Source organism: Nocardia acidivorans NBRC 108247 (assembly GCF_001625085.1).
GTDB lineage: Bacteria > Actinomycetota > Actinomycetes > Mycobacteriales > Mycobacteriaceae > Nocardia > Nocardia acidivorans.
In genome coordinates, this window is the sequence record NZ_BDAW01000127.1 from 1 (window position 1) to 12,216 (window position 12,216).

The following is a 12,216-nucleotide window of genomic DNA, read 5'->3' on the forward strand; positions in this document are numbered from 1 at the left end:
CGGGCGGCGGCGTTGCGCCGAGAGGGGGTGTGCTCCCCGCCGGGGGCGTACTGCCCGGCGGCGGGTTCGTTCCCGCGGGCTGTGCGCCACCTCCGGGCTGTGCGCCACCGGGGGGACCGTTGCCCGGGGGCATACCCTTCCCCGCGGTGGTCGCGTTCGGCGCGAAGGTGGGTGCGGCCGCCGAGATCTCGGTCATGGGCACGCTGAGCAGGGGGATATCGCGGAGTAGGACCGAGAGGGTGCGGCCGGAGCCGTTCTTGTCCTCGATGCGGGCCAGCAGGCCCTTGGCGGTCGCGCCCTGGGATTTCACCGGGACGGTGGCCAGGACCGTGCCGGTGGCCAGATCGCGCAGGGCCGTGCACGGAATGCTCACATCCAGTGCGAGCGGTGCGTACTCCACCAGCGGTGCGGTCAGCTGAATCGACTGCGCCTGCGGCCAATCCAGGGTCGCGCGGTCCTGGCGAACCGGGAGCAGCGGTGTCAGCACCGCGAGCAGTATGCCTGCCAGCCCCGCGATCAGCGCGATCAGCCGCAGTCGCGATAGTCGAGCGCGGTCCGGACGCGCGAACGCCCCCCATCGCGAAATTCCCTGTGCCGTAATCGGAATCGTCCCCCATCCACCGGCGTACCACCGCCGGCGTCCCTGCTGGTCTAACCGTTGCCGATCAAGAGGCTACCGATCCCCGGCCGCCCGTCGAGTCAGGGGTTGACGGTGAGCAGCCAGGACCCGTTGCAGCCCTGACCGGTGTTCTGCTCCCCGCCATAGGTCCAGTCGGTGCCCACGCCGTGATCCAGGTGCACATCCCACACCCCGCTCGGTGAGGTGATGACCGCGTTCGCCTCGTCCGCCAGCACCGTCGGCACCTCACCCGGCTCGTAATTCCAGGTCCCGGTGATCTCCGGATAATTCAGCGTGATGGTGAGCGCCGCCCCCGTACGGTTCTCCACCACCAGACATGAGCCCGGATGATCCTCTCCCCGTTCGGCATTGGCGACCCCGGCCGATACCACCAGCAATCCGGCGGCGAGAGCGGCCGCGGATATCGGCACGATGCGCATCGTTCCTCCCCTGATCTGCGCACACAGTACCCAATGCCCGCCACCCGCTCCACTGTGAATTCTCCTACCCCCCGGCCTGCGCACCCCGTGATCGCCGCAGGAACAGCAGATGCACCAGCACGCCGGTGAGGGCGGACATGGTCACCCCGCTGCCGAGCAGCAGCCGTAGATTCGCCGGAAAGCCCTGATACAGCGTGGGAATCAGAATCGGCAGCAGCCCGGCGGTGAGCGCCGCGGTCGCGGTGATGAGTGCGGCGTCGGATTCCAGATCCACCTGCCGGAACATGCCGATCGCCGCCGCGATGATCATGGCGAACACAATGGCGGCGGTCCCGCCCACCACCGGCCCCGGCAGTGAATTCACCAGTCGCCCAACCGGCGCCAGGAAGGCCGCGAGCACCAGCAGCGCACCGGTGAGCGCGGTGACATACCGGCTGCGCACCCCGGTCAATCGCAGCAGCCCGACATTCTCACCACTGGTGACCATGGTCGCGCCACCGAACAGGCCGGACAGCAGCGAGGTCACCGCGTCACCGCGAATGGTCCGCCCGGTGGTGGACCCGGTATCTATATCGCGCCCGATGATCTTGGCATTCAGCACCGTTTGCCCGGTCGCCTCCGCCATCGATCCGATCGAGAAGACCAGCAGCGGCACCGCCGCCAGCAGATCGAAATGCGGTGTGCCGAAAAGGAACAGCCGGGGCAGCTGCGCGATCTCCGATCCCGAGCGCAGGTGGAACTGCCCCATCGTCCACGCCACCAGGGTGCCCGCGACCATCCCGAGCAGCACCGCGACCCGACGCCACGCGGGCGGCAGGAATCGGTGTGCCACAACGGTGCTCGCGATGGTGACACCCGCCAGCAGCACCGCGGATCGCGACGCCTGCGCACCGGTGATCAGATTCCCCGCCACCTTGACCAGATTGACCCCGATCACCAGCACCATGGCGGCCATGACCACCATCGGCAGCCGGGTGACCAGCCGCCGCGCCACCGGTACCAGCGCGACCCCGGCCACCGCGGTGATGATGACCGCACCGCTCGCGGTCGCCGGATCGTATTCCTGGGCGATCTGAATGAACAGGACCACCGCCGCCCCGCCCGGCAGCATGACGAACGGCATCCCCGCGCCCAGCGAGAATCGCCCGCTGGATTGCACAATCGTGCCGATACCGCTGAAAAGCAGAGTGGCGCAGAGCAATGCGCGCGTCTGGCCGTCGTCGAGTCGCAGGCTGTGCGCGATCAACAGCACCGAGGTGATCGGCGTCGCGATCATCACCACCAGATGCTGGAGCGCGGCGGCGAGCGCACGCCCCGGCGGCGGCATGGTATCGACGGCCGAATCGGGTTGTGCGGCAGTGACACTCATCGCGCACTCAGCCAGGGGATATCCTCGCCCCGGTAGCGGTAGGCGCGGAAGATGGCGTTGGAGATGCCTGGGAAGACCTGCGCGGTATCCGGATCGGGATATTCGGTGAACGAGGGCACCACGTATTCCCAGACGATCCGCTGCTCCGGAGTCACCTCGAAGATGCGCCCGAAGGCCGCCTCGGTGATGAGGGTATTGCCATTGGGCAACCGCTGCGCCCCGCCCATGAACGGGGTGAAGAACGCCTCGCGCGGCGAATCCTGATAGCGCCACGCGATATCGCCTGTCGCGGTGTCGATTTCGACGACCCGGCTGTAGGTGACCGATTCGCCGGTACGGAAGGTGCCATTGTCGAATACCAGTATCCGGCCCTGCCCCACCGGGGTGGCGTGATGCTGTTGCGCCACCGTGCCGCGATCGGCGAGGGTGCGCACCCGCCCGGTCCGCCGGTCGATCAGGATCACCGCCGAGACACTGCGCAGACTGGCGACCACGGTGTGCTCGTCCAGCGGGAACACGCTGTTGATCAGCGGCCAGTGTTCCCGCCAGTAGTGCGGTTGCAGGCCGAACTCGGCCGGATCCAGATGTTCCACCGCCCGCCACTCCCACAGCGAAGTCCCATCGGCGGCAACCTCTTTGATGACATCGGACCAGACGATCCCGTCGGCCTCGGTACCGGGCACGCCGCCCTGAACGCGCGCGGCGTCGGCCCCGCGCAGCGGCTCCACCGCGGTGTAGAGAATGCGCCCGTCGTCGTAGTGGTGCGCGTCGTGATGCTGATAGTCGTCCCGGAATTCGTGCAGCAGCACACCTTCCGGATCGTACTTGCCCATGGACCCGCCGCTGTACTTGCGCCACATGGCGAACAACGGCGCGATGCTCAGCGCGGCCCCGTTGTAGGCCAGCGTCCCGTCGGGCAGCAGCCGGGCATGGCGGCCCGGCCGGTAGGGCAGCGTCCAGCGGTGCGTGAGCGCGCCGTCGAGATCGACCAGATCGACGATGCCGCGCCCGGCCAACGGCGCGTACAACGTGTATCCGGGTGCCGCGAGCTCCCGATCGATGCCGATCAGACCCGTACCCCGACGTTTGAGCGTGTTCTGCTCCACCGAACCTCCTGAATATTTAGTGTCACTGAATATTCAGTACGCTGAGCCCGAGCAGAAGACTTCTGCTCACGGTGAGGCAAACCCGTGCGATTACCACCGCGCGGCCGACAATGGGCCGATCGGATACCGGACGAGAGGCCACGGTGCACAACCTGAGCGATGTCATCCACCGCCGTAGGCTCGCGGCGGGCCTGACCCTGGCCCAACTGTCGGCCGAGGCCGCGCTCTCCCAGTCCTTCCTGAGTCAGCTGGAGAACGGCCGCACCAATACCAGCCTGCGCTCACTACAGCGCATTGCCGACGCCCTGGGCACCACCGCGACCGAACTGCTGGCCGCCGCCGATACCGCGCCGAGCGCCGCCGTGGTCCGCGCCGGGGACGACACCGCGCTGGCGCAGGCCGAACACGGCGGCGACGGATCGGTGCGCTCGCTCATCCACGGCGGCCGTGATCTGCGCGCCCTGGAATTCACCGGCGGCACCGAACGCGGTGACCGCGAATTCACCCATGCCAATGACGAATTGATTCACGTGCTGGCCGGAACCATCACGATCATCGCCGACGGCGCGGAGATCACCCTCGCCGCCGGCGACGCGTACTACTGCGCGGCGGGTGTGGCGCACCGCTGGTGGGCGCACACCCCGCAGACCCGCACCCTGGTGGTGGCGGTGGCGGACGGGCGCACCGTCCGCCGCGGCCGGATCAGCTGACCGTGAACGAGAAGGTCGGCGCGGTGCTCGCGCCCTTGGTGGCGTCGTAGCTCAGCACATAGGTGCCGGTGCCCGGGGACGGCACCACGAAAATGGCGAAATCCTTGGCATTGTCGATGGTTTGATTGCGTTCCAGCAATTCGTTGATGGGTCCGCGACCATCGGCCGGAAGATTCTGGCCGTCCGGTGTTTTCACACTGAAGTATTCGTAGAAGATGTTGGCGCCACCGTCGGATATCCCCGATCCGCCGATGATCTTCACATGCAGTGCGAGTTCCATTTTGCCATTCTCACCCTTGACATAACTGGGAGTCAGTGTGCCACCGGTGATTTGAATGGTGGTCTGATCCTGTACCAGGGTGCCCGAGATGGGCAGCGCCTTGGGCGCGGTGCTCACCACCTTGCCCTCGGCCTGGAGCGGAATGAGGGTCTGGTTCTCCGCCGCGGTGCCGTAGACCACGGTCAGGGTGTCCAGCAGATGCTGGGCATCGCCGACCTTCTTCACCGAGGTGGTGACATTGCCGGTGGCCGTACCCTTTCCGGGCACCGCCGGATTGTCGAAGCCCGCCCCGTCGTCGATCTGCCCGCCCACCAGCAGCGTCGGCACGATGCTGAGCGTCTTGTTGTCGGTGGTGGTGTTCTTGTAGGTGATGTCGATGCGCACCTTCGCGCCGCCGGACTCGTCCGGGATCACGGTCGCCTTGTCCACCGTGATGTCGAAGCCCTCGTACCAGCCGGTCTTGCCGATGGTGCGCACGGTGGCCTGACCGTTGGTGCCGCTGCCGCCGGGCGAGGACCCGCCGGGCTGCCCGGTCCCCATGGGCTGGGCGAGTTGGGAACTCGTCGGCCCGGCCTTGGTGCCCTTGTCATTGCACGCCGTCATGAGCAATGCCGACGTGCTGATGAGCACCACCGCCCCCACGGTCGTGAATATGCGGATTTTTTGTACTGCTTTACCCGAAGTTTGCTTTATTGATCGCACGCTCTGCCTCCCAGAAGATTTGCCATCTCAGTGCGCGATGCCCGGAAATCCGAGCGAGTGATTCGCAGTGAAATCCTCTACGAAGCGCGCATTGTTAACGGGGTGATTGTCGTCACATCCCGGCCGTGTATTTTCCGTGTCACCGCACGGTGGCAAGTCGTTGTCGAAATGCCGGCGCAATCGCCAATCCCGGTGCAGGCGGCCGAGATCGGTCATCGGCTCGTCACCGTAGAGCCACTCCCGGGCGATGCGATGCCAATTCGCCGTCGCGCGCAGCCGGCCCAGGGTCGCGCAGGTCCAGAAGTCGACCCGGCGCGAGAACAGATGCTCCGGCGGCAGATTCTGCCTGCGCATCCCATTGCACTCGGCGATGCGCGGATCCACCGCGTGCAGGAACGCCGCCGAGGCCAGTTCCGGAGTGAGCGGCAACTCCTCATCCACCAGGGACCACTCCGCGGCGGAGAGCACGTAGTCGTAGCACTCCTGCGGTGTCACCCCCGAGGACGCGTCGATGACGCTGCGCTCGACCATCAGCCGGTACAGCTCGTCGCATCGATCCTCGGCGGTGGCGCGCAGGCAGACCGCCTCGAAGGCGATGTGCTCGCGCTCCATTCGCTTGTAGAGCCCGAAATCCAGGAACACCACCCGGCCGTCCGGGCGCAGCAGCAGATTGCCCGGATGCGGATCGCCGCAGAACTCGGCGAGTTCGAAAAGCGAGCCGACATAGAACCGGTAGACGATCTCGCCGATGCGATCGCGCTCGGCCACGGGCAGGGCGCACATGGCCTCGAAATCGATACCCGGCGAATACTCGGTCACCAGCACCCGGCGGCTGCTGTGCTCCGGAAACGCCTGCGGCACAGTGATGAACGGATGATCGGCGTACAGGGTCGCCACATGCCGCTGGGTATGCGCCTCGACCTCGTAATCGAGTTCCTTCTCGAAATTGGCGCGCAGTTCGTCCAGCACGCCGACGGTGAAACCGGGCAGCGCCACCTGCTGCATCATCACCCGCAGCATGCCGAGATTGCGCAGATCGGCGCGGACGGCCAGATCGATGCCCGGATACTGCACCTTCACCGCGACCTCGGTGCCGTCGAAAAGCCGTGCGCGATAGACCTGTCCGATGGAGGCGGCGGCGATCGGCTCCGGATCGAACTCGGCGAACAGCTCCGCGAGCGGTTTGCCCAGATCCTCCTCGATCACCCGGCGCATGGCCGCGAACTCGACCGATGGTGCGTGATCGAAGAGCACCGCCAGTCGGCGCTGGAAGGTCTCGCGATGTCTGGGCGGCACCAACTCGAGGTCGAGCAGCGACATCAGCTGCCCGAGTTTCATTGCCAGGCCCTTCATCTCGCCCAGCACCAGCACCAGCTGTTCGGCCAGCCGCACCACCGAGTCATCGGCCAGGCGGGCGCGTACCTCGGCGGATCTGCCGATCATGGAGAGTTTGGTGCGCCGCTTGCGGACGGCCTGCACGGCCACCACCGCGCCCAGTTTGGAACCGCGGGCCAGCCGCGAGGTCGATACGGGCTTCGATCCAGGCATTACCGGCCCTCCCATTCCAGCGCGTCCAGGAACCGCCGCGACAGCTCCGCCGACTCTCCGGGCGCGCGCGTTCGCGCAGCTCATGGCGACCGGCCGGACCCACGGCGGTCTGGCGCTCGACTCGTCCTCTATGACGAAATGTCCCACGGTTCGCGGGATTCGGTGCCGGGACTGACGAAGAAGGGTCGTCAACTCCCGACTGCGTCCGGAATGCCCGCTTTCGCAGCGGAAATGGATGCCGGACCGCGCGGGCTAGGGGCCGACGGTGTCCGGAATGTCCGAGGTCTCGCGGCGCGCGTCCAGCGCGAGCGCCCACAGCCGCTCTCGAGCCTCGGCGACGCCGCGCAGATTGCCGATCTCGCCATTGATCGTGAGCGCCTGCCGCAGTGCCGGTTCGGCGGCGGCGAAGTCGCCCATGGCATGCCGGACCAGACCGAGGTTGCTCAGTACCGAGGCTTCGCCCGCCCGATTGCCGATGGTCCGGTAGAGCTCGAGCGATCGATCCAGACAGCCGAGGGCGGCAGCGTGTTCGCCCAGATCGTTTCGGGCGAAACCGAGATTGTCGAGGATGTATGCCTCCCCGGAGAGATTGCCGAGCCGCCGATGGCAGTGCAGGGTCTGCTCGAGCAGGTCGATCGCGGCGCGCGTATCACCGGACATGACTCGGATCCACGCCAGCGGCTCGAGTGCGGCGGCGGCTCCGGCGTAATGCTCGCTCGCCTGGAAGATGTCCCGCGCCGTGAGCAATTGTTCGGTGGCGGTGGCAAGGTCGTCGAGCAGGAAATTGATCCAGCCCAGCTTGCTGAGCGTCGCGGCCCGGCCGGAGGGCGAGCCGAGATCGTCGTAATGCGCGAGGGCTTCGTTCAGCAGGTCCCGCGCACCCGGGTAATCGCCCGTCAGGTGCGTGACCCAGCCCTGGGTGGCCAGCACACTCGTCTCCTCGCGCGGTCGTCCGGCGGCGCGATACAGCTCTCGGGACCGTTCGAGGGCCGTGCGGGAGAGGTCGTATGCCCCGGCCAGCAGGTGAATCCGGCCGAGGGTTCGCCATGCGGCGGCCCGGGTTTCGGCGTCGGCGGTATCGGCGCGCGCCGTCAGGACGCGCCGCAGGATCGCCGCGGCGTCCACATAGTCCTCGTGGAAGTACCAGCTGGCACCGAGGTCCTTGATCGCGAAGACCGAGGCGTGCCGATCATCGATGGTGTCGGGGGCGATCATGGCGCGCTGCACCACGGCCACCGCCGGAGCCGCGCCGATCAGGCGCATCTCGCAGGTGAGGGCATCGGTCAGGACGACCACCCGGGCGAGCTGCTCGCCCGCGGCGGCGTACTCCAGACCGGCGAGCAGATTCGAGCGCTCACGGCGAATCCAGGTCAGGGCGGCGGCGTAGTCCGGAAAGGTGCGCACGACAGGGCCGTTCGCCGTATCCGGGAGTTCGGCCCGCGCGCCGGGTGACGCCGCCGCATCGGCGGTGCGCTGGTAGTAGTCCAGCAGTCGATCGATGGCGCGCGCCCGATCTTCGGCGGTCTCGTCCGCGGCCACCCCGCAGGCGTATTCGCGTACGAGATCATGAAATCTATAACAGCCGGGGGTGATTTCGTCGATCAGATGATCGGTGTACAGCGCGTCGAGACCGCGGCGAGCGGTGCGCAGCGGAATATCCGCCAGGGCGGCGGCCGCGTACGCGTCGAAATCGGGGCCGGGATGCAGGCTTAATCTCCGGAAGAGTCGCCGGAGGTCCTGAGGCAGTGCGGAGTACGAGGTGGTGAAGGCGGCGCGGACCGCGTGCTGACCGGTGTCGAGTTCGTCGAGACGGTCGCGCGCGGCGGTGAATTCGCGGGCCAGATCGGCGATCGACCAGGTGGGGTGGTGCGCGAGCCGACCGGCCAGCAGCACGATCGCCAGCGGCAGGAAGCCGCAGTGCCGCACGATCTCCGCGATTGCGGCGTAATCGTTTTCGGTGATCGTCGGGCGGTGCGACAACCGGCAGAACAGAGCGACGGCGGTGCCCGGATCCAGCACCTCCAGCGACAGCGGTATCGCGCCGTCCAGTGCGATGAGCCGGCGGCGGCTGGTGATGAGCGTGGAACATCCTGGCGCACCCGGTAATAGCGGTTCGATCTGAGCGTGCGTCCCGGCATCGTCGAGAATCAGCAGAACGCGCTTGTCCGCCAGGCGATCCCGCCACAGGTCACGGCGGCCGACCAGCGTGTCCGGCAGGTGCCGGGCCTCGATGCCCAGATCGGTGAGCAGCCGGGCCAGCACATCGAAGGGCTCGGCGGGGGACTGGCCCGCGGTGTGGGTGTTCAGCTCGACGAAATACCGTCCGTCGGGGAACTTCTCGGCCAGCAGGTGCGCCGCACGGGTGACCAGGGTGGTCTTGCCGACACCCGGCATACCGTCCACCGTGTGCACGGTCAGCACCCGACCGGGCTGGGCGGCGTCGACCAGGCGCTGTAGCTCGGCCTCGCGGCCGGTGAAGGTGTCGATATCGCGCCGCAGGGCGTTGGTGATGCGCGGGCGCGAGCCGGAATCGGCACTGCCCGTTCGGTCTCCGCTCCGCGTGGGGTTGGCCGCGGCGGTGTTCGGTGCGGTATCCCGGGCGGCATTCCACAGCCGCCGCCAGGCCCGGCGATCGGCCAGCTCGGCCGGAACCTGATTGCCCGCCAGGGCCAGCAGGGTGAGCAGTACCGGGACGAACACCTCGAACCGCACCGGCAGATTCCGTCCGGCCCGCCAATCGCTGAGGCGCTGCACCGTGATTCGCGCCCCGGAGCCGTACCCGGCCGCCGGGCGCATGCGCGCCTCGGCCGCCGTCACCACGCGCCGCAACGTCGGATTACCCGCCGCCGCCCACAATTCCGTCAGCCGCGCCCCGAACATCGTTCGCGGCGAACCCCCTTCGTCATTCGCCGAGCCCGACACCATGGCCGAAAGAGTACCGCGCGCCGCGGAGGCCGATCACGACCCCCGAGCCGGTCGAATCTTTCCGGTCCGGAAACCACTTTCGACCCCCGAAAAGCGGTGTCCACCTGCGCATTTGCCTGAGATGCCCGCCGCTTCGAGATGAGCCCGGCTTCGGCCTGGGTCATCCTCTATACACGCACCAGATCCTGCGAAGGGGGCAGGATCTGGTGCGAGGAAACTCAGCTCAGCGTGAGCGGCTGTTCGAAATCGTCGTAGGGGAGCGGGCCCGCCACGAAGGCCTTGACCCATAGGCCGTTGACGGTGATATCGCCGCCGTGATTGCCGAGGAAGGCGATATCGGAGGCGTCGCGGCCGGTGGCTATGCGCAGCAGGCAGGAGCGCGGGGCCAGGCGGGTGGGGTCGAGGACGCGCCACGTCCCCTGCACGTAAGCCTCTGGGACGGAATGGAAGTCCATCGGGAAGCTGCCCGGGGGATAGACCGAGGCGACGCGGGCGGGGACGCCGACCGCGCGCAGCAGGGCCACCGTCAGGTGGGAGAAGTCACGGCAGACGCCGGTGCCCGAGAGCAGGGTCTCCACCGCGCCGTCGCTGGGGGTGCTGCTACCGGGGGCGTAGCGGATACGGCGGTTCACCCAGGCGGCAACCTGGGCGGGGGTCTCCGGATTATCTATGCCGCAGCCGAATTCGGCGGCGGCGAAGGCGAGCAGCCGGTCGGATTCGGCGAATCGGCTGGGGCGGGTGTAGATCGAGAGGTCGTACTCCGACGGTGGTTCGACGATGGCCTCGCCGAGTACGGCGGCGGTATAACTGGCGCGGAGATTGCCCGCGCCACAGCGCAATACGTGGATTCGGGTGCCGTGCGGGCCGAGTACCTCCCGGGCCTGCCGCGCGTGGCCGTCGAGTTCGAAGGTGAGTGTCTCGGTCAACTCCAGACCGGGTTGCCGGGCCGCGGCGATCTGGAACTCGAGCTCGGAATCGGCATGGACCTGGACGTCGAGGTAGGCGGAGACGTCGCGCTTCACCCCTTGATACTCCCAGGCCGACCCCGGTCAGCCCACGGTTTCCAAAACCTCCAGCGCGGCCGTGATCCGCGGCACCGCGGGCGCGCCGAAACTCGCCACCAGATCCGAGAGCGCCCGCGCCACATGCGGACCCACCGCGGCGGCGGTCAGCACCTCCTCGGCCAGCACAATGCCGTTCACCACGTGCGCGGCGCGAATCCGCTGATCACCGGTGACCTCGTAGCGCCACGAACCCAATTGCAGCCGTTCGGGTTCGGAGCGGAACAGGCCGCGTTTGGCCGGGGTGCGGACCGCGCCCGGGATCCCGCCGAAGACATTGAAGACCAGCCCGACGCCGCCGGGGCCGTGCAGTGCGGCGGCGATCACCCGCGCCGCACGGTCCGGGTCGAAGGTCATCGTCAGTCGCCCATCGGCAGGACGAACTGCGGGGTTATCGTCTCACCGGTTCCGGTGCGGCGCAGCGCCGTTCCCGCGACGTAGAACTCGACGGTGTGATGACCCCAGGTATAGTTCTGGATCTGGAACTCCACCCCCGTCACCCCGATCCCGCCATCGCGCTCGGCCTCGGCCTGCATGCGCGACATGGCCAACTCCCGCGCCTGATAGTTGCCCTGCGTCCACTGCGGCATCTCGACATTGTTGCCGAGCTGGCGCAGCGACTGCATGAAACCCTGCACCGCCACGTGGAATACGCAATTGCCCATGACGAACGCCACCGGCGCGAACCCCGACCGCATCAGCGTCACCATGTCCTGCCCCGACAGATGACTGGTGAACGCCTGCCCATTGGGCCGCCGAAACCGCCCGGGCTCCTTCGTATACCGCACCGCGGTCCCCACCGCGATGAACTCCAGATGACTGGCCTCCGCCCCCAGATGCCGCCATTCCAACCGCACCCCCACCACCCCGTCGGCATGCAACGCATCCGCCTCGGCCTGCATCCGAGTCATGGCATTCCACCGAGCCCGATACGTGGCCTCGGTCAACACCGTCAACTCCATCTGCTGCCGAATCCCCGTGAACTGAAACCCCACGTGATAGACCGAAACCCCCATCACCAGATCAACAGGTTCGAACCCCGCCCCATGCAATAGCGCGAACTCATTGACCGACAGATCCGAAGTGAAGATCCGCCCCGCATGCGAAAGCCGCTCACTGGCGGTCGGCTCCAACGGTGGATTCGATTGCACGATTCCCGCCTTCCCTAGACGACCATCGCCACTGTACGACCGTATTTCCCCCCACGCCCCCCGATCGCCCGCACCCTGCCCGCAGCGCACCGAAATCCCGTTGCGCCGTCCGGGACGCGGCAATGGCGACGGGTGGGCGGAGCAGTGGCCGCGGGGGACGGGTGCCGGTATGGAGAACGAGCCCGGCCCGCCTCTGGAGTGAGGCGGGCCGGGCTCGGGGTGTCGCGGGGATCAGCGGCGGCCGGACTGGTCGCGGGTGGCGGAGGACTGGGGGCGGGAGGCGCGGCGGCGGGCCGGGGCTCCGT

Annotated in this window: 10 protein-coding genes and 1 pseudogene; 1 reads left to right on the forward strand and 10 read right to left on the reverse strand. The window is 67.7% G+C overall.

From position 1 onward, the window contains the following. The 4 genes and pseudogenes from NA10_RS38370 to NA10_RS34700 all read right to left on the reverse strand — a co-directional run. Nucleotides 1-487: pseudogene (locus tag NA10_RS38370) on the reverse strand (hypothetical protein); the annotation flags it as partial. A gap of 212 nt (nucleotides 488-699) precedes the next feature. Beyond that, on the reverse strand, nucleotides 700-1,059 hold the full coding sequence (locus NA10_RS34690) for a hypothetical protein (protein ID WP_067574944.1): 360 nt from the start codon (nucleotides 1,057-1,059) through the stop codon (nucleotides 700-702). Between the two features lie 64 nt (nucleotides 1,060-1,123). After that, nucleotides 1,124-2,428, reverse strand: a complete 1,305-nt coding sequence (locus NA10_RS34695) for a uracil-xanthine permease family protein (RefSeq protein ID WP_067574945.1) — start codon at nucleotides 2,426-2,428, stop codon at nucleotides 1,124-1,126. After that, nucleotides 2,425-3,534, reverse strand: a complete 1,110-nt coding sequence (locus NA10_RS34700; RefSeq protein ID WP_067574946.1) for an arylsulfotransferase family protein — start codon at nucleotides 3,532-3,534, stop codon at nucleotides 2,425-2,427. The genes NA10_RS34695 and NA10_RS34700 overlap by 4 nt, the downstream gene beginning before the upstream one ends. Nucleotides 3,535-3,644: 110 nt before the next feature. Here NA10_RS34700 and NA10_RS34705 point away from each other — a divergent pair, with 110 nt between their 5' ends. Further along, entirely contained in the window at nucleotides 3,645-4,244 is a 600-nt protein-coding gene (locus NA10_RS34705) for a helix-turn-helix domain-containing protein (protein WP_067574947.1), read from the forward strand. Here NA10_RS34705 and NA10_RS34710 read toward each other — a convergent pair. The 6 genes from NA10_RS34710 to NA10_RS34735 all read right to left on the reverse strand — a co-directional run bounded on the left by NA10_RS34710 (nucleotide 4,237) and on the right by NA10_RS34735 (nucleotide 11,911). Beyond that, complete coding sequence (locus NA10_RS34710) at nucleotides 4,237-5,157, reverse strand: hypothetical protein (RefSeq protein WP_157556982.1); 921 nt, start codon at nucleotides 5,155-5,157, stop codon at nucleotides 4,237-4,239. The two genes, NA10_RS34705 and NA10_RS34710, sit on opposite strands and share 8 nt — an antisense overlap. 96 nt (nucleotides 5,158-5,253) lie before the next feature. Further along, on the reverse strand, nucleotides 5,254-6,774 hold the full coding sequence (locus tag NA10_RS34715; RefSeq protein ID WP_084515688.1) for an ABC1 kinase family protein: 1,521 nt from the start codon (nucleotides 6,772-6,774) through the stop codon (nucleotides 5,254-5,256). A gap of 252 nt (nucleotides 6,775-7,026) precedes the next feature. Beyond that, the gene (locus NA10_RS34720) at nucleotides 7,027-9,699 is read right to left on the reverse strand and encodes an ATP-binding protein (protein WP_067574949.1); all 2,673 of its coding nucleotides are present in this window, start codon (nucleotides 9,697-9,699) and stop codon (nucleotides 7,027-7,029) included. A 218-nt stretch (nucleotides 9,700-9,917) separates the two neighbouring features. After that, the gene (locus NA10_RS34725) at nucleotides 9,918-10,721 is read right to left on the reverse strand and encodes a transglutaminase-like domain-containing protein (protein ID WP_067574950.1); all 804 of its coding nucleotides are present in this window, start codon (nucleotides 10,719-10,721) and stop codon (nucleotides 9,918-9,920) included. A 27-nt stretch (nucleotides 10,722-10,748) separates the two neighbouring features. Beyond that, entirely contained in the window at nucleotides 10,749-11,117 is a 369-nt protein-coding gene (locus NA10_RS34730; protein ID WP_067574951.1) for a DUF5073 family protein, read from the reverse strand. Nucleotides 11,118-11,119: 2 nt separating this feature from the next. Further along, nucleotides 11,120-11,911, reverse strand: a complete 792-nt coding sequence (locus tag NA10_RS34735) for a heavy metal-binding domain-containing protein (RefSeq protein ID WP_067574952.1) — start codon at nucleotides 11,909-11,911, stop codon at nucleotides 11,120-11,122. Nucleotides 11,912-12,216 lie beyond the last annotated feature (305 nt).

What these genes read in the sequence shown, in the direction of transcription:
- NA10_RS34695 (WP_067574945.1), bottom strand. Translation starts at nt 2,428, where the DNA reads ATGAGTGTCACTGCCGCACAACCCGATTCGGCCGTCGATACCATGCCG.
- NA10_RS34720 (WP_067574949.1), bottom strand. Translation starts at nt 9,699, where the DNA reads ATGGTGTCGGGCTCGGCGAATGACGAAGGGGGTTCGCCGCGAACGATG.
- NA10_RS34730 (WP_067574951.1), bottom strand. Translation starts at nt 11,117, where the DNA reads ATGACCTTCGACCCGGACCGTGCGGCGCGGGTGATCGCCGCCGCACTG.
- NA10_RS34705 (WP_067574947.1), top strand. Translation starts at nt 3,645, where the DNA reads ATGGGCCGATCGGATACCGGACGAGAGGCCACGGTGCACAACCTGAGC.
- NA10_RS34690 (WP_067574944.1), bottom strand. Translation starts at nt 1,059, where the DNA reads ATGCGCATCGTGCCGATATCCGCGGCCGCTCTCGCCGCCGGATTGCTG.
- NA10_RS34715 (WP_084515688.1), bottom strand. Translation starts at nt 6,774, where the DNA reads ATGCCTGGATCGAAGCCCGTATCGACCTCGCGGCTGGCCCGCGGTTCC.